The organism is Ancylobacter sp. Lp-2, from assembly GCF_020523795.1.
Lineage (GTDB): Bacteria > Pseudomonadota > Alphaproteobacteria > Rhizobiales > Xanthobacteraceae > Ancylobacter.
In genome coordinates this window covers 169,739-186,172 of the sequence record NZ_JAJALI010000002.1, presented here as the reverse complement: position 1 = coordinate 186,172, position 16,434 = coordinate 169,739, and the positions used below count along the sequence as shown (strand labels likewise).

The window sequence follows — 16,434 nt, the reverse complement described above, 5'->3', positions numbered from 1 at the left end:
CTCCTGTCACGCCACAGCCGCCGGCCGGCGCGCGAGATGCGGATCGAATCGGATTGAGACGTCCTGTCCGAGCGGCAGGAAATCGACCAGTTTGCGTGCCACCGCGGCCATGCCGGCGCTGTAGAAGCGATGGTTGTAGGCGCCCATCTCTCCGCCGTTCTCGGCACCGGCCGCAATGCGCGGCAATGTGGTGAGATCGAGCACGCCGGCACCCGGCTCGCCGTAGCGGGCGGAGCGCAGATTGCAGCCGGCGAGTGCGGGGTCGTCGAACCAGAGACGCACGAAATTGGGGTCGTCGGTGACGATATGCGGATTGCGCCCCAGATCGCAGCCGGGCAACGCGCCGACATCGGCAATGCGCGAATAGCGGACACAGGTCTTGGGGCCACCGCAGATCACGTCGATGAGATCGCCGGCGAACACGCAGTCCGAGGCCCACACCCGTTCGAGATGGGTCTCGCCCATCACCGTGCAATGAACCAGCCGAGCAAAGCCGGACGGGCTGAGAATTTCGTCGAACAGGCAGTCGTCGGCTTCGACCGACGGCGTGTCGCCCGGCAGGCCGATGACAAGGCGCCCCACCGCGCTACGCGACAGCTTCAGACGTGTCGGCTGCGCCGGATTGCTGACCACCTCGACACGGCCGAGGAACAACAGATCGCGGAAGGAGGCCATTACCTCTCCGGGAATGGCCAGATCGCCGTCGATGACGATCTTGTCGGGCGCCGGCGTCAGCAGGTCGCCATCGGATCCGACCGGATCGCCAAGCGCCTTCAGTACCTCCTCGGGGCCGAACTCCTGGAACTGGCCGGTCCCGGAAAGATCGAAGCCGAGCGGATTCGGCGTCGCCGGAAGCGTTACCCGACGCAGGCCCGGCTCGAAAAATCCGTAGGGCGGGCGCACATGCAGCAGCAAGCGGCGCGGATGCGGGCCGACCGCGGGATCGGCCGGGTTGCGCAGGTCCGGCGTGCGGACGCTGGTATCGTCATAGGCATTGGGGAAGCACGGCGCACCTTCATAGGCGCGCGGTTTCCAGTAGAGCACGTCGGCGGCTCCCGGCAGACCATCGGCGTCGCGTGTCGGGAAAGCGAGGCGGTAAAGCGGATTGGCACCGGAAGGATCGACGATCGCCCGGTTGGCCTTGCGCAGGTCGGGCGTGCCGAGCGGCATCGCCGAAGCCCCAAGCGGATCGCCGTCGCCACGTGCAGCCTTCGGCGCGGTGAAGGGCGGCAATTTCATGCGCGGCGTCAGCAGCACCCGCCGCCAACCTTCGATGGTCACGGTCTCGGTGCCGCTAATCGTGTCGGCGATGGAATCGGCGTTGCCGAGCGTGCCCTTCGTCTTGTACCAGCCGACCGTGTTCGACAGTTCGTCGTTGCGCTGGGCAGGATCAGGCGCGAGCAGCTCGGCCCCCACGAGGTCGGCAAGATAGGGTAGCAGCCAGGTCTGGATCTCGAGATTGGTTTCGATGTCCTGGTGGGGGAAATCGATGGGATCGCCGAAGGCATCGGCATAGGACTGCTCGGTCGTGCCGCGGATCAGGTCGAGCAGGTGGCCGAAGCCGTGGAGATAGGCTTCGAGGTCGCCGGGCTCGCCGGGTGGGGCATCGGGGCCGGGACCGTCGAGGAAGCGGTATTCCTCGGGCAGCTGGCGAAAGAGCAGCAGACCGGCGCGGGTTTTCAGATCGTTGATATCGGTCATGCCAACGCCTCCGCCCGTACGACGAGGTCAGCTCCCGCCAGCAGATGGACGACCTGTCCCTCGCGGGCAAAAATCGCCGCCAGCATCGTGCCGACCGTTGCCTCCCTCAGCGGCTCGGGTCCGCCGGTCTTGCGCGCGAATGTGTCGACGACGGCATTCGATACGCCATCGGTGCGCTCACAAGCGGCAAGGATCTCGGCGATGTAGAGCGGCTGGCCGAGCCGGCGACGCCGAAGCGAAAAGGCGTCGAGCAGGGCGGTGGCCACGCGGTCGATAACATCGGACGTCTCGTAACGATCGATGTCGACCTGAACCGTGACGGCAATGCGGACCGGCACGGCGGAGTAGCCGGTGACGCTCATCGTCGACGCAGGCGCCGAGCGGGCCAGCACGAATGCCGTCAGATCGTCGGCGAGCCGCTCGGTCACCGCGCCGCCGCCGGCCGGAACGATCACCACGTCGACCGCCACGCCGGCCTGGGGACCGACGATCTGCCGCGCCTTCGCCTGCCACACGCTCGCATGGCGCGCGCAGAGCCGCTCGAAATCGCGGAGCGAGACCGCGCGTCCATTGGCGGCCAGATTGGCGGGGGCATTCTCGCGCATGGCGGAAACCGGCTCGCGGTCGGCGCCGCCAGCGGTGGCGAAAGGCTGCACGATCGCGGTGACGAAGCGGTTGTTCTTCATCGGCGCGGTAAACGACCATGGTGGCACGCCGGTGCCGGCAAGGCCGCTGCCGAGGCGATGGCGCGGCACGGCGACATTGTTGCTGCCGGTGGGCAGGCGGCGGCGGAACTGGATCTGCAGCGTATCGTCGTCGTTCAGCCTGACCGACCAGGAATCCGTCTCCTCCGCCAAAGGATCGCTGAGGTCGCGATATTCCCAACGCACGCCGTCGACCACGACATCCATGTCGGGAGCGACGCCGGCGAACGCGATATTGGACGGGATGAAGCTGAGTGTCGTCGCCTTGAACAGGAAGTCCTGTCGGCCTTTCTCGGCGTCGCCAGAACCGAGCGTCTTCGGGTCCTTGGTCTCGCCATGGGAGATCGTCGCTGTATTGAGATGGAACACCGTCCACCCCTTCTGCCAGCCGGCGAAGTCCGTTTCGCTGGCGAGCGTCAGGCGCAGATTGCCGCTGGCGAGGGCCTCCATCTCGATCACGACGGCCGATGCGGCTCGCTTCGGCTCCGGCCGCTCGTCGACGATGAGCAGCGTCCGGCCCGGCTTCACCAGGCTCCGCGCCTCGGCAGGCAAGCCCTCGAGTTCGCAGATACCGCCGACGATGGCGTCCTCGGGATTGCGGTCGAAGCCGAGCGCGCGCAACTGCCGGCTCATCGGCCCGAAAAATTCGGTGCGCTCCGGCGCCGATGGCGGTGCCGGGGAGAAAAGGATGTGGTGGACATCGGCCTCGCTGCGGACCCCCACGACCCTCAGCGCGGTCAGCCCGTCGCTGCCCATCGGCCGCGCCACGAACCAGTCGCCTTCCCTCAGGCCCTTGGACGGCTTGCCGGCGAACCTCACGCTTCCACCCGAGCCGATGGCATTGAAGTTCGGATCGGAGACGACATGGCCATTGTGAACCGGGTTGCCCGCCATCCGGGCAAAGGCAAGCCCGGCGGCTCCGCCGGGCCGGCTGAACGTACGGGCGACGCCCAGTTCGCTCTCCCCTGCCCTGCGGGTCGTGTAACTGGACTGGCTGACCACCGCGCTGCCCAGGACGCTGCCGGCGAAATGCAGCCGGTCGACGCTGAGCGGGGTCTCGAAGCGGCCGTCGGCATTCGCTGCCACGGCGGATAGCGCTTCCACTTTGACCGCACCGCCGGCCGACCTCGGCGCCACCAGGACGAGCTCGTCGCCCGAGACCCCCACCACCGTCGCCAGCATCGATTCCGACCGACCATCGTCGACGCTCACCTCGACGACCGCGTGGAGCTCGAATTGGGTCGCACCCGACACCTTGACGACGAGATGTCCTTCCACCGTCGCCGGCAGACCGAGGCGCACGGCGTCCGGCTCGACATGAAGGAAACTCTGCGCCAGCGGCGTGTCGAGCCCCGTCGGCGGCTCGAAGGCGATCACCGCCGTGCCGCTGGCCGCATCATGCTCTATGGCCGTCAGCAAACGCGCAGAACCGGATGCCCCCCGCTCGCCCAGCACCGCTACGTCGCCCTGTGCGAGCTTTGTCTTGGGCGGCACGATCCAAGGCTGGCTGGCCGGTGCAACAAGGTTGCGCGGATTGATGTTCCACTGCGCCGCGCGCGCCCGGTTGAGCGCCGGGTGCGCCTCGACCGGCTTCAGCGTCTCGAAGATCAGCGGCGCGCCACCCTCCTGCGGGGTGTATTTCATCGCCAGTCCCCGTGCCACCTCGATGGCACCGATGCCCGGCGCGACCTCGATCGCCACGGTCGCGGTGGCGGATGCCGGCGGCGCGGGCTGGTAGTTCACCATCGCCGCCAGCTTGCGCAGATTGTCCCACTGCGTCGCGGTGCGCAGATAACCCTCGTTGGCATAGGCGTCGACGTGGCCGAGCAACACATGGGAGGCGCGGGCGAAGGCGCGCATGATCTCCCAGCCATATTCGCCGGGCGCACGCGCATATTGGTCGATAAGCCGCCTGCTGCGATGGCCGGCGTTCTCCGGTTTCGCGGGTACCGCCGGCAGCAGGTCCGCCCAGGCCACCGCCTCGACATAGCGGCGCATCGGCCCCGGCAGCTCCGATTCCGAGAACGGCTTCATGAACAATTCGCGCCACTTTTCGGGCTCGCGTTCCTCCGGGTCGACGCCGCGCAGATAGAACGCGAGCATGCCGAGCCGCAGTTCTTCGAGCCACACGGCGGCATTGCCATCGACGTATTGGAAGCGGGTCAGCCCGGCGCGGTTCCACCGCGTCAGATCGAAACGATAATCCCGGCGACCGATGGGAGGGAGCCGTGTCATAGGCCATCTCCCGCGTTGACGGAGATGCGGAACGTGCCGTCCTGCGGTCGTGAGGGATGGTTGGCGCAGAAGGCGAACTCGTCGTCGGCGATGGCGACGACACCGGTGCCGGCCTGGTCGGGATAGGATCCCACGCGCTTGAAGCGGTTGAGGCACGCGACGGCAACGCCTTCGACGCGCATGGCCGCATCGATGATGTCCGAGGCGAAGAGATCTTCACCGAAGCCGAGCCGGCCCGGCTCGAAGAACCCGTCCTCTGCGTCGGTAAAGACCTGATAAAGGGCCTGCTTCAACTCGGAGCGGAAATATCCCCTCTTCGCGCGCACCGACAGCGCGATGGACACTGGCGCCGCCTTCGCCACCTCCAGGAAAACCTCGGTACCGATCATGCGGTTCAGCTCGACCATGCCGCGCAGCAGGGCGCGCGCCGTCAGGCTCTCGTTGACCGGCGGCAACGGCAGCCGCTCGACCCGGTGAAAATCGACGATCTCCCGCCACAGTCCCTCGTCCAGGCCGCTCGGCTTGCCGTCGGCAGGCAGCGGTCCAGAATGCAGGGGCTCGTCGAGACCGCGATTGTCCTCAAGCAGCGTCGCGACGAGCACCGTGCTCCAGGCACCGCTCCAGACCAGCCGCGCGCGGGCGCGCGCCACCATGGGATGCCGGGTCAGGATGGCCTCATGGTCGCCGAGCGTCACCATGCGGCGCACTTCCCCGGTCAACCGGGGACCGTCGGTGCGGGCCGCCTCCATCGCCTGGGGGTCGAGGCGCCAATAGCGTTCGAGCTGTTGAGCAGGCGTTTCGGTGATCCCGGTCGCCGGCGGCGGCAGGCTGGCGAGGACCGCCGGGTCGACGCGCTCGACCGCGTCATATCCGATCAACTTGAGCAGCCGCCGGATCGACTGAGGTCGGCGCGCCGTCTCAAGATAACGCTCGGCATGGACGGCATCCAGCGCATTTGACGCGCGGTCCAGCGCGGCCGCCAGCAATTCGACGATCACCACTTCCACATCGGCCGACGTCCAGCGCCGGCGCTCGGGAAAGCGGGAAGACAGCTCCTGCATCATGAACAGGCGGAAGCTGTCGTAGTCGCGCATGCGCCAGTCGAAATCGTCGGAAATCGACGGGATGGGCAGCGGCAGGACCGCGCGGCGTTCGCCGCAGTCCGGGCAGCCGAGGCCGAAGGTCAGGGCGGGTGAAGCCAGCTCAGCCATGGCGCCACCCGGTACGGCGACTAGAGGCGGAACGCATGGCTTTCCTCCTTCTGCATGGCGGCCAGCACATAGGTGACGGTCACCAGAAGCTGCTCGGGATTGCCGGGCGGCGCCCCGACGGTGACGCGGATCGTTTTCGGATCGACCTCGCCGGCAAGTGCCTCGACCAGCGAACCCTGCAGGCCGCCGCGTACGGCCTCCCACAGCGCCGCCGAGTTCGGCTCGAAAACATAGCGGCGCGCGCCGAAGCCGAATTCCGGCCGGAAGACCCGCTCCCCCGGACTGGTGAAGATCACCTGCATGATCTGTTCGCGGATGTGATCGACGCGCTCCGACGTCCGTGCGCCCGCCTTCGTCATCTCGAAGGGGAAGCGCATATAGCGGACGCGGGGCAGACGTGTTTCGAGCGCGCGGGTCATAGGGCTGTCGACTTTGTCGTGAGGGAGGACGGGGTGAGCGGCGGCACCGGCGGTCCCGACGGCGAGCCGGGCGCGGAGCACAGATGCGTGTGGGCGTTGAAGGCGGCGAGGAACGACGTGCCCTTGATCAGCGGCTCGCCACCGGAACCGCCCACCGCGACCGAGGCCCCCTGGATCGTCACCGTCGCCGGAGCCTTGACGGTGATGCCGCCGGCCTCGGTGGTGATCTCGTTGCCAGACGGATCCTTGAAGGTCATGCCGGAAGCCGACAGGACGCAGGAGTTGCCATTGGCGTCCTCGATACGGATCTCGCTGGTATTGGCATCGAGTGTGACCGTCGCCCCGCCGGAATCGGTGATGGACACCGAGCCGTCGGAAATCATCTCCACCACCGCCTCGGCCGAGCTTTTCAGCGTGATCTTCTCGTCACCGGACTTGTCCTCGAGCAACAGGACATGACCGCTTTCGGTGCGCAGCACCTTGGCGCTCGGCTCCGAATTGGCAGCGAACTCCTCGGGCAGTTCGTCAGCCTTGCGCCAGAACGTGCCCGTCCATAGCGGCGAGGAAACGTCTCCCTCCATGAACTCGGCGATCACCTGCGCACCGACCGGCGGAACCGCCAGGAAGCCGATATTCGCCGCGCCGCCATAGGGCGTGCAGGGCAGCGCCCAATTGGTCGTGGTCTCGCCCAGCACGCTCGGCACCACCAGCCTGCATCGGCCGAGCTTTTCCGGGTCGGCATTGTCGGACACGAAGGCGCGGTACTTCCCGTAATAGCGGGTCTGCTGCTGCCTTACGGTTTTCTCGATCGCGGTGAACTCATCCATCTCGTCACCTCAGAAGAGCGATGCGATCGCAGACGCCGCGCCCGACAGGGGCCCAAGCGGGCCGGCCTCTTCGCCGGTGGCGTTGCGCATGAGCTCGAATTGCTGGCGATAGCCCTCCGGCGCGAAGCGGTGCACGACCTTGTCGGCGAAATAGGTGCCGCCATAGCGTGCCCCTACCCCGTCGACGGTAACGGTCCGACCGGGCTTGAGCACATGGCCGTAGAGCGAACCGTCGATCTCGCCATTGGCGCGGATGCGGAACGAATGCTCGTTGACGAGCGCCTGCGCGCGGGCGCGCAGTTCCTCCTCGGTCTCGTCGCCCTCCTTGGAGACGCGCCATACCGACGGCGTGCCGAGCGACGCGCCCTCGTCGGCGACCGGCGACAGACCCAGCGCACGCACGTCCGGCTTGACGGTCTCGACGACGGGTTTCGCGCCCTCGGTCTGCGGAGCATGGTCGAAGCGGACGGCATCCGGGCGCTGGCCGTCGTCGGTGATGTCGAGAGCGAGGCAGTTGGTCGAGCGGCCGGCATAGACCATGATCGGCGCCTGCGGCTCGCCGTCGAGACGTTTCGGGCCGAAGTAGACCTTTCCTTCCGAGAACAGCAGGTCGTAGCCATTGGCCTTCGCCCGCTCACGGAGGAAGACGATGGGTGTGGCGTCCTGCGACAGCGAGCGGCTCGACTGGCCGGCACCGGATTCGGGATCGACGGAGAGGCTGAGCGGTGCGATCAGCGCGGCGAGGATGTCCTTGTCGCTCATCGGCGCCGTGTCGCCCCAGATGCTGCGCATATGCTCGCGATCGAGAGCTGCGCTTTCGTCCTGGATCAGCAGCTCCAGCTTCGTCTCGCCACCGGAATTGGGATAGGACGGCTTCGGTTGCACGATGTAGCCGCGGAAGATCTCCTCGACATGGGTTCGGAAATCGGCGGACACCTTGATCGGCGCCCAGCGCGTGAACAGGCCGCAGTCGGCGGCGATCCACTGGCCGTCCTCCTTGCGCCGGTCCTCGATGACGATCGTTCCGGTCGCCGCCTCGGCGCGGCTGGTCGTGATCTCGACCAGGGTCACCAACTCGGCGAGGCCACCAATGTCGGCAAGGGTCGTGCCGACTTCGATCAGGCAGCTTGCCGGCTGGCGGAAGCCAGGATCGAGCAGGGCACCGAGCGAGACCATCAGCGCACCTCCCTGCGGCGCGCGATGAGCACGACGCTGCCGATGCGCTCACTGCCATTGTCGGCGATCGGCTGTGGCTCGTAGAGCAGGTCCTCGGCGAAAAGCGCATCCGGGTTGGCCTCGGCAATGCGGCGCCAGTCGCGCGACTGGGCGTAGTAGTGCTGCGCCAGGGAGTCGAGACGCTCTTTCAGCGCGACCGAATGTTCGAGCACCGGCTCGACCTTCGCCATCGGACGCGGCTGGACGCCGGCAAAGCTGCTGCGGCCCTCCTCGTCCTTTTCGAACAGCGGCACGTTCTCGTAGTAGGAGCCCTTGAAGAAAACCATCGGCACCTCCTCGCAACGGCGTTCAGAAGCCGCTGACGGCGTTGAGCGCCGCCATGGCCGTCTGGCGCACCTTTTCCGCCATGAAGAATGGGTTGTTGGACTCGATCACCTGCATCGTGAGCGACATCTCCGCCCGGTAGGGGTGGAGGCTCGGCAGGTGCAGCGTCTCGTTCTGGCCGACGCTGATCAGGAAGACCGGCAAGAACTGCAAGCCCCAGGCGAAGATCAGCACCGAGGCCGTCTCCTGGCGCTCGAAGGCGCGCGCGCCGCCGCCGGTGAGGCTGGACAGGACTTGCAGCCCGCCGGGTCCCTGGACCTTCGGCTCGAGCATCGAGCGCAAGGTATCGATTTGCGGCTGCACGCCGAACTGCGCCGCGATGGTGTCGCCCTCCAGCATCTTGTCGGTCGCGTCGAGCAGGATGGTGATCGAGATGGATTCGCCCTGCAGTTCGACGCCTTGCGCGGCGCGCGGCGCGTCCAGCGGCGTCAGGAAATCGTAACCGAGGCGGGCGCCCGGTGCGTTACCAGTGCGGACGGTTACCGAGCGGGACCGCGATATCTGCTGAGGATTGAAATCGAAGACGAGCGCCAGCGGCGGCAGCGACAGACCGTATTCGAACAGCATGCCTTTGGTCGCTACCGCCATCGTCATCCCTCCCACATGGTCGCCGACCTCGCGGCGCGCGAGGCAACGCCGGCCAGATCCGCCGCCATGTGACCCGCCGACCGACCGGCGCCGTTGACCTCGATCCGCAGCGTTCCGGCCGTGGCTCCTTCCCGCAACAGTGCCCGGGCGACCGTCTCGGCAATCTGCCGCGCATCGCCGTCGGCAGCCCCTCGCATGCGGGACGGCAGCACAAGCCGGATGCGCCGGATCCTCATGAGGTTTCCTCCAGATATCTGCCCAGCGGGCCGAGTTCGGAGCGGCGCACCTGGCGGTTGTCCTTCGACAGTTCCGCCCAGACGGCGCGCGCCAGATGCTCGCCGGCGATGGTCCCGCCGTCCTCGAAGGCGAGCACCGATGCGAAGAAGGCGGCGTTGTGGATCGCACCGCCGGAAAGCCGCACCCCGCTCGCCAGCTCCTCGATGTCGAGGTCGGCCGCGCGCGGCGCGCGGGCCGGCAGCAGCCTTTCCCACAGCAGGCGCCGCGCCTTCGTGTCGGGCGCCGGGAAGTCGACGATCTGCTGGAAACGGCGCAGGAACGCCGCATCGATGTTGGCCCGCAAATTGGTGGTGAGGATCACCGGCCCGGCGTGGCGCTCGAACCGCGACAGCATGTGCGAGACTTCGAGATTGGCGTAGCGGTCGCGGGCGTCCGTCACCTCTCCCCGCTTGCCGAGAAGCCCGTCGGCCTCGTCGATCTGCAGGATCGCGCGCCGACCGTCGAGCGCGTCGAGCAAGGCATTCAGATTCTGCTCGGTCTCGCCGACATATTTCGACATGATGCGGCCGAGATCGAGCGCGTAGAGAGCCCAGTTCTCGCCGGTCCGAGCCGTGAGCTCAGTCGCGATGACGGCAGCGGCGAAGCTCTTGCCCGATCCCGACGGGCCGCAGAACAGGGCCAGCGGCCCGCCCAACGGCCGCGCCTTCCAGTCGTCGATCACCCCGTCGCGACAGCGAATCCAGGTGGAAAAACCGCGCAGGTCAGCCAACGCGGCAGGCGGCAGGACCAGATCGTCCCAGGAGGCCTCCACGGTGACCAGATGCGCGCCGGGCGGCGGCGACAGGTCGGTGGCCCGGCCTAGTAAGGCCTTCGCGGCCACCGGCGAGGCGCTGACCGACTGGTAGGCGCCCTTGCCGACCACGCGCACGATGCCGGAGGCGACCAGCGGTGAATGCGGCTCAAGCCGGTCGAACAGCATGCCGATCTGCTCGCCGCCGTCGAGCATCAGAAGTTCCTGGATCAGCGCGAGGCAAGGGTTGGCCTCGCCCGTATGCGGCTGCAGCGAGTGGAACCGGGGCGCCAGGGCCGGGCGCGCCTCCGGCGCCAGCGCCAGTGCCAGGATGTCGAGATCTAACTGGATGAACTGGTGTAGGACCGTCTCGGCCGTGACGTTGCGCAATGCCGCCCACGAACCATTGGCGCGCTCACCGGCGACCCGCTCGCCGGCGTCGTCGAAGCGGGCCGGGAACGCATCCGGCAGGGTGGCGCCGGAACGCAGCGATTCCGCCAGCATGACGAGCAACTCGACACGCGCCCATTCGCCGTCGAGGGCGTTGCGGTCCGGCGTGATCCTCCCCGCGGCGATGGTCATGACTCGGCCACCGAAAGTGTCAGCGTGTTGGCGAAGGGAGCGTTCGCCACCTCGACGCCGCCGGCGTCGGCCGGCCGCATCGTGATCCGCGCCCCGTCACCCGCCTGTGGCGCGTCCAGCGCCAGCGCGACGATGGCGGCCGGGTCGTCGAGACGCACCGCGGCGATGGTGAAGGACTGCTTGGATTGGACCTCGATCGAGGTGTCCGCGCGGGTCCAGGTCACAGTCACCGACACCTTGCTCCCCGGCAGGCCGGAAATCGCGAGCTTCGTCGATGCCGCGGCGGGCGCGATCGTCGCGGCGCTCGCCAGCCCCCCGGAAAGCGCGAACAGGACCACCGGGAGAATGTCGACGGGCGGCGGCTGCTTGGTCGTCGTCGTGGCCGCCAGTGGAACCGCCCTCGCCTCGACGCCGAGCTCGTTATATCCCTCGGGCTGCGGCTTCACCCGCGAGCGCGTGTCGATGATCGCCGTGGTGATCGGACCGGCCGCCGGCTGGCGCTCGAGCGGTTCGACCGGGATCAGCGCGAATTCGTAGGCGGCCGACAGACGGTAGGCGAGTTCGCCGCCCTGGGTCGTCCAGATGTGGTTCAGCTCCTCCATCGTGGGGGCCTGCAACACCGCCTGCAGCCGGTAGTCGAGATGCGGCTGCGAGCGAAAATCCTCGGGATCCGCGCTGTTACCCGGCAACGCCGAGACGGGAACCACCGGGCTGGAGGCGAGCACCCGGATCGCATGGCCGAGGATGCGCAGGTCCGCGTCCGGCACATTCGATTGGGCGTCGCTCAGGAATGGCGTCAGGAGTGTGCTGATCCGGATGAAGAACGGCTCCCTGGCCGAGGCCGACGCATGGAAGCCGGACGGCATGACACGGTAGGTGAACAGGTTGAGGAAGTGCTTATCGCCCCCCTTCACCCGCTCGGCCGCGCGTTGCGGATTGTCCGTCGAGATGACGACGTCCTCGCCGAACTGTCCGTCCAGGAAATCGGCGATGCCCTGCACGGCCACCGACAGCGACGAGACCGGGACAGCCATGGCTCACAGCCTTCTCAGATAGCGCGCGCGCATGGCACGCGCGGCGTCGAAGGGCGCTCGCGCGGCCACCGCCGGTGGCGCGGGCTCGTGGATCACCACATCGACCTGATCGATGATCACCTGCGGCCGCTCGGACCGGTCGGGCCCGGAACCGCCCGCAGGGGCAAATCCCGTATCGAAAGGCATCAGGGCATGCGCGAGGCTGGCCGCCTCGCCCCCGAACGCAGGCGCGAAGGGATGGGATCGGTCCGGCGCTCCTTCGTCGAAGACACCGCCGGGGGGCGGCGGCACCCCCACCTCGCCACGTGGCGACGGGCCGGCCGGGCGCGGAATTGCCCTCCGCAGCGCCTGCATCGCCGGCGGCTCCTCTTCGGTGGCCATGTCGGGCGGCAGCGGCGAGGCTCCCGGCGACAGGTCCTCCTGAAAGGGCTGGCGCAAGGGTCTGTCGCCGTCCTCGAGCGGAACCTCTTCGGCCCGGCGGATGAGGCGCGAAGCGGGCGTCGGCTCGTCCGGCTCGCCTTCCTCCTGCGGCTCCTCATTCTGCTCATGGGCGCGGTTCAGCGACATGGGCGCGCGCCGGGCCGTTGCCGGCGGCTCCTCGTCCTCGTGCTGCTCCGGCGCCGGCGCCGTGGCTCTCGGTATCTCGTCCTCGGCCGGCGCGGCCCCCTCCACGCGACGGATCGGACGGGTAGCGGCACGACGTAAGGGCTGTGCTTGCTCCTCCTCGTCGTCGGGCGTCTCGGCCGCGCGATAGACCGGCGCGGGCTGGCGCACCGCGAGGCCCTTCGGCATCACCGCCGAGACGCGCGACAGCGTCGGGCGGGAGCGGAGCGAGAGGCGCGCAAGAAAGCTCATCACCGCCTCGCCATCGATGTCTGCGCGCGGCGCTCGCGCGCGATCATGCCGGCATAGGCGGCCCGGTGGCGCGCCGGCAGCCGCAGGATCCCGTCATGGTCCCAGCCATAGGCACTGGCGATCAGGTGGATCTCGGAAAGGATGTCGGCCTCGCGTGGAAAGGCGAACAACAGCGGATCGACGCAGCACTCGGTATCCCGACCGCAGCTTGGGCACCGGGCGGCAGCCATGTCGGCGATGTCCGGAGATGCCCGCTCCAGCGCCTCGTCGATCAGTTGCAAGTCGTGTTCGTCGAAACGGTCGGCCTCCTCATCGGCGGCCGGCGACAGGCCGCACAGGCTCGCGACATCGCGCCGGGGGTCGGCGCCGGGCTCGCGGAGCGCCAGTTGCTCCTCATGTTCGCCGGTCGGCACGGCGAACCGCCGCGGGCCCAGGCTGGTGGCCACCGAGATTTCGGTGAGCGCCTCATCCGGGGCGCGCCAGATCGGCCGCGCCAGGTCGAGCGACAAGTCGAACGGCTCGCGGCAGTGCGCGCAACGCGCCTCGAACCAGCGCAGGCCGGGGTTCAGGCGGGCAGCCGTCCACTGCACCAGCCATTCGCGCGTGGCGCAGGGTAGCGCACGAATGGCCTGCCGGGTCGCCGGCTGGTCCCCGACGCTGTCGAGCAGGACGCAGAGCAGGGCCGTGACGGCCTCCGGCCGCGTCGACGTCGCCGCCGTCGCGGTAGCGGCGGCAAGCTCCACCGCGCCGTCGAGAGGACGCAGGCGTGCAAATGGAAAGGTGCTGGCCATGGCGGCGGCTCCACCTCCGGAACGTCGCGTTCCTCAGGTCTCGGCCGGTTCGGCCGTTCCCGGATCGCGGACAAAACCCTGATGCTGGATCGTGATCGACTGGATGCCGACCGTATTCATGTTGTTGGCGTCGAGTTCGGGCAGCGCCGTGAACTCCGATACCCAGGCGCGCCGCAACTGGTAGGTGATCGCCGGGACCCCCTGCAGGTTCAGCACGTTGATGACGACATCCCGGCGATAGTTTTTCAGGCTCATGCCGGCGTCGCCATCGGCGACATTGTTCACCGCGTTCGCCCATTCCTCGAAAACGGTATCGTGGCTCAGCCCCTGCTCCAGCGACACGGCCTCGAAGCTGGAACCGCCGGGCATGACCTGCTGCGACGACGGATCGCCGGCGCCGCGCCATTTGACGGCCTCCGTCGTGCGCTTCAGCGCTCCCATCTTGGACAGGCCGGCGACGGTGCGGCCGCCGATCACCACCTGGAACTTGAACGTCCGGTAAGGATCGTACCGGTGGGCATTTGCGGGAAACATAGGGGCGGGCATGGGTCCATCTCCTCCATTCGCGCTTGGCCGTCTCAGGCGTTCTGACCAACGATTTGCTTGATCTGGACAACGACGAACTCGGCCGGCTTCAGCGCCGCGAAGCCGACCGCGACACGCACGATGCCGGCGTCGATGTCGCCCTGCGTCATGGTCGAGCCGAGGCCGCACTGGACGAAATAGGCATCCGACGCCTTTTCGCCCTGAAAGGCACCGGCCCGGAACAGGCCATCCATGAAGGCGGTGACCGAGGCGCGCAGGCTGGCCCACAGCCGGTGGTCGTTCGGTTCGAAGACGACCGACTGCAAGGCGGCGTAAAGACTCTCGCCGATCATGTTCTGGGTGCGCCGGACGGATACGTAGCGGTATTCCGGCTTGGTCTTCGTCGCGAGCGTGCGCGCGCCCCAGACGACGGTCGGCCCGATGATGGCGCGCAGGCAGTTGATGCCCAGTTCGTTCAGATTGTCCTGCAGGTCGTTGCCGATGAGGATGTTCGGACCGAGCGTGCCGCGCACGTCCGCCTCGAGGCCGGCCGGCGCCTTCCAGACGCCGCGGCGCGTGTCGATGCGCGCCCACATGCCCGCGGCGAAGGCCGATGGCGGTATCAGGAACGTCTTCGGCTTGTTGGCGGCGGTGTCCGGATTGTAGTGCGGGTTGCCGACATTGAGCCAGGGATAATAGAGCGCGGTATAGGGAGATGTCGGCGCGCCGAGATCCTTCACGTCCTTGGGCGACACGAGGGTGTCGTTGCCGACCGGAACCGGCGGATCGACGATAACCATCCGGTTCTGCATGAACTCGGAATGGGTGATCGCCGCCTCGATGACGGAATTGTCGCCCGCCTCTATCCACGCCTTGCCAGGCAGCAGGACGATGGAGACGTCGCGATAGTCCCGCAGCGTCTCGAACACCGTGTCATAGGCCGACTTGGCCGGAGCCGATGTACCATCGGTTCCGTCGTCGAAGAAGCCCTCGATGGTGGAGGTGCCGGTCGGCAAGGTGCTTTCGGAATCATCGACCGCCGTTACGCCGGCACCGAGGCCGAGCAGGGTCCGTGCGGTTCCCGACGGCGAGGAGACGTTGCCGGCCGGGCCGGCGATCTTCGAGGCGAGGCGGAAGGCGTTCCCCCCGCTGACGGTGACCGCGAACTCGGGAGAGCCGGCGGGGTTGGCTCGCGCCGCGCTCTGGATGAGCGCGGCGATGGCGTTGGCGTCACCGCTGTCCTCGGCGAACTCGATGGTGAACTTCGGGCTGTCGCCGATCTTCACGTCGAGCTTCTTGCCGCCGAGGGCGAGGGCCGTCGGCAGGGTCGTCGCCACGCCCTGAAGCGCCTTGGCGATGACTTGGATCTCGCCGGGATTGGTGCCGATCGTCGCCGGCTTCAGCGTGGCGAGCGCCGACTGTTCGCTGACGACCTTCTCGAGCGAACGCGGCGAGGCCGCATCGAACTGCAGCCCCGAGAAGACCTCGAGCGCCTGGAACTTGCCGTCGGCCAGCACCCCGAGCCGGAGCGTATAGCCGAGGTCGAGGTCCGGAACGGTGCTCGTGTCGGTGGTCGAGAGCCGCACGATTATGTCGTTGGCCCAGGCACCGGGTGATTTCGCGGTCAGCAGGAAGCCGGTCGTGTTCGACTCGGGATTGGGGATCGCGGCGGTGGCGGCCGTCGGGGCATTGCCGCCACTCGCCTCGGCCACACGCACGATATAGGCCTTGTTGCCGCCGTTTCCGAAGAAGGCATTGACCGCGTGGCCGAAGCTATCGGCGTTGTCGCCTTCGTCGCGAATGCCGTTGGTGCCGTCATTGAGCAAGCCGAACTGCAGCGCGAACTGCGACACGCTGGTGATGAAGACCGGCTCCCCGACCGGCCCGCGCTTGACCGGTCCGATGAAGGCCGCAACAGAGGTGGAAGCTGCCTCGATCGCCAGCAAGCCCGACGGGACATGTTCAATGTAGACACCCGGATGCTTGTACATTGGCATTCTCCCTAGGGGTCGGCCACATCGCCCGGCGGACCCGAGACAATCCGTTGAACATTTCGCGCGAGCCATGCGGCAGCGCGTTCATACGTCGCGAAACGCTCTGTCCGTCCCGCCGCGAGGTCCACGATGCTGAATTGCGGCCGACGTTCGCTGCCGTCCGAGGCGACCGATATGCGTATCCGCATGAAGAAGGCGTAGTCCTCCTCGCCGGCACGGGCCGCTTGCCGCCCGCGACCTGATTTCCAGTCGGGTATGTGCGCACTCCGAGCCAAGGCGTACTTCCGCGCGGTTGCCGGATCGACCGGGACACCAACCCACCTATGCCCTTTATAAGTCGTCCTCGAATCGCTCCTGCTGCCGACCGCATGCACCAGTCCG

The 16,434-nt window shown here is 67.7% G+C and carries 15 protein-coding genes; all 15 read right to left on the bottom strand.

Annotation, left to right across the window (positions count from 1 at the left end; translation table 11 throughout):
* Positions 1-6 precede the first annotated feature (6 nt).
* The 15 genes from LGR54_RS05505 to LGR54_RS05435 are packed head-to-tail and all read right to left on the bottom strand — an operon-like array spanning position 7 to position 16,050.
* Positions 7-1,701, bottom strand: a complete 1,695-nt coding sequence (locus LGR54_RS05505; protein WP_230360972.1) for a hypothetical protein — start codon at positions 1,699-1,701, stop codon at positions 7-9.
* Positions 1,698-4,640, bottom strand: a complete 2,943-nt coding sequence (locus LGR54_RS05500) for a baseplate J/gp47 family protein (protein WP_230360971.1) — start codon at positions 4,638-4,640, stop codon at positions 1,698-1,700. The genes LGR54_RS05505 and LGR54_RS05500 overlap by 4 nt, the downstream gene beginning before the upstream one ends.
* The gene (locus LGR54_RS05495; RefSeq protein WP_230360970.1) at positions 4,637-5,851 is read right to left on the bottom strand and encodes a hypothetical protein; all 1,215 of its coding nucleotides are present in this window, start codon (positions 5,849-5,851) and stop codon (positions 4,637-4,639) included. The genes LGR54_RS05500 and LGR54_RS05495 overlap by 4 nt, the downstream gene beginning before the upstream one ends.
* 20 nt (positions 5,852-5,871) lie before the next feature.
* A complete protein-coding gene (locus tag LGR54_RS05490; RefSeq protein ID WP_230360969.1) occupies positions 5,872-6,270 on the bottom strand; it encodes a GPW/gp25 family protein in 399 nt (132 codons plus the stop codon).
* Positions 6,267-7,097, bottom strand: a complete 831-nt coding sequence (locus LGR54_RS05485; protein ID WP_230360968.1) for a phage baseplate assembly protein V — start codon at positions 7,095-7,097, stop codon at positions 6,267-6,269. The genes LGR54_RS05490 and LGR54_RS05485 overlap by 4 nt, the downstream gene beginning before the upstream one ends.
* Before the next feature lie 9 nt (positions 7,098-7,106).
* A complete protein-coding gene (locus LGR54_RS05480) occupies positions 7,107-8,273 on the bottom strand; it encodes a phage late control D family protein (protein ID WP_230360967.1) in 1,167 nt (388 codons plus the stop codon).
* Positions 8,273-8,599, bottom strand: coding sequence for a hypothetical protein (locus tag LGR54_RS05475; RefSeq protein ID WP_230360966.1), 327 nt, complete (start codon positions 8,597-8,599; stop codon positions 8,273-8,275). The genes LGR54_RS05480 and LGR54_RS05475 overlap by 1 nt, the downstream gene beginning before the upstream one ends.
* Positions 8,600-8,621: 22 nt before the next feature.
* Positions 8,622-9,245 (bottom strand): hypothetical protein, encoded by a 624-nt coding sequence (locus tag LGR54_RS05470; protein WP_230360965.1) that lies wholly within the window; start codon positions 9,243-9,245, stop codon positions 8,622-8,624.
* A 2-nt stretch (positions 9,246-9,247) separates the two neighbouring features.
* Positions 9,248-9,481, bottom strand: coding sequence for a hypothetical protein (locus tag LGR54_RS05465; RefSeq protein WP_230360964.1), 234 nt, complete (start codon positions 9,479-9,481; stop codon positions 9,248-9,250).
* On the bottom strand, positions 9,478-10,854 hold the full coding sequence (locus tag LGR54_RS05460; protein WP_230360963.1) for an ATP-binding protein: 1,377 nt from the start codon (positions 10,852-10,854) through the stop codon (positions 9,478-9,480). The genes LGR54_RS05465 and LGR54_RS05460 overlap by 4 nt, the downstream gene beginning before the upstream one ends.
* Entirely contained in the window at positions 10,851-11,888 is a 1,038-nt protein-coding gene (locus LGR54_RS05455) for a Pvc16 family protein (protein WP_230360962.1), read from the bottom strand. The genes LGR54_RS05460 and LGR54_RS05455 overlap by 4 nt, the downstream gene beginning before the upstream one ends.
* A 3-nt stretch (positions 11,889-11,891) precedes the next feature.
* Positions 11,892-12,743: a hypothetical protein gene (locus tag LGR54_RS05450; protein ID WP_230360961.1), complete on the bottom strand. Its 852-nt coding sequence runs from the start codon at positions 12,741-12,743 to the stop codon at positions 11,892-11,894.
* Positions 12,743-13,534, bottom strand: coding sequence for a hypothetical protein (locus LGR54_RS05445; RefSeq protein WP_230360960.1), 792 nt, complete (start codon positions 13,532-13,534; stop codon positions 12,743-12,745). Before LGR54_RS05445 ends, LGR54_RS05450 begins: the two co-directional genes overlap by 1 nt.
* A 33-nt stretch (positions 13,535-13,567) precedes the next feature.
* Positions 13,568-14,080 carry a phage tail protein gene (locus LGR54_RS05440; protein ID WP_230360959.1) on the bottom strand — a complete coding sequence of 171 codons (513 nt, stop codon included), beginning with the start codon at positions 14,078-14,080 and terminating at the stop codon, positions 13,568-13,570.
* Between the two features lie 32 nt (positions 14,081-14,112).
* Entirely contained in the window at positions 14,113-16,050 is a 1,938-nt protein-coding gene (locus tag LGR54_RS05435; RefSeq protein ID WP_230360958.1) for a phage tail sheath C-terminal domain-containing protein, read from the bottom strand.
* Between the last annotated feature and the right edge of the window lie 384 nt (positions 16,051-16,434).

Coding starts and splice junctions, on each gene's coding strand:
- LGR54_RS05505 (WP_230360972.1), bottom strand. CDS start 1,701: ATGACCGATATCAACGATCTGAAAACCCGCGCCGGTCTGCTGCTCTTT.
- LGR54_RS05500 (WP_230360971.1), bottom strand. CDS start 4,640: ATGACACGGCTCCCTCCCATCGGTCGCCGGGATTATCGTTTCGATCTG.
- LGR54_RS05495 (WP_230360970.1), bottom strand. CDS start 5,851: ATGGCTGAGCTGGCTTCACCCGCCCTGACCTTCGGCCTCGGCTGCCCG.
- LGR54_RS05490 (WP_230360969.1), bottom strand. CDS start 6,270: ATGACCCGCGCGCTCGAAACACGTCTGCCCCGCGTCCGCTATATGCGC.
- LGR54_RS05485 (WP_230360968.1), bottom strand. CDS start 7,097: ATGGATGAGTTCACCGCGATCGAGAAAACCGTAAGGCAGCAGCAGACC.
- LGR54_RS05480 (WP_230360967.1), bottom strand. CDS start 8,273: ATGGTCTCGCTCGGTGCCCTGCTCGATCCTGGCTTCCGCCAGCCGGCA.
- LGR54_RS05475 (WP_230360966.1), bottom strand. CDS start 8,599: ATGGTTTTCTTCAAGGGCTCCTACTACGAGAACGTGCCGCTGTTCGAA.
- LGR54_RS05470 (WP_230360965.1), bottom strand. CDS start 9,245: ATGGCGGTAGCGACCAAAGGCATGCTGTTCGAATACGGTCTGTCGCTG.
- LGR54_RS05465 (WP_230360964.1), bottom strand. CDS start 9,481: ATGAGGATCCGGCGCATCCGGCTTGTGCTGCCGTCCCGCATGCGAGGG.
- LGR54_RS05460 (WP_230360963.1), bottom strand. CDS start 10,854: ATGACCATCGCCGCGGGGAGGATCACGCCGGACCGCAACGCCCTCGAC.
- LGR54_RS05455 (WP_230360962.1), bottom strand. CDS start 11,888: ATGGCTGTCCCGGTCTCGTCGCTGTCGGTGGCCGTGCAGGGCATCGCC.
- LGR54_RS05450 (WP_230360961.1), bottom strand. CDS start 12,743: ATGAGCTTTCTTGCGCGCCTCTCGCTCCGCTCCCGCCCGACGCTGTCG.
- LGR54_RS05445 (WP_230360960.1), bottom strand. CDS start 13,534: ATGGCCAGCACCTTTCCATTTGCACGCCTGCGTCCTCTCGACGGCGCG.
- LGR54_RS05440 (WP_230360959.1), bottom strand. CDS start 14,080: ATGCCCGCCCCTATGTTTCCCGCAAATGCCCACCGGTACGATCCTTAC.
- LGR54_RS05435 (WP_230360958.1), bottom strand. CDS start 16,050: ATGTACAAGCATCCGGGTGTCTACATTGAACATGTCCCGTCGGGCTTG.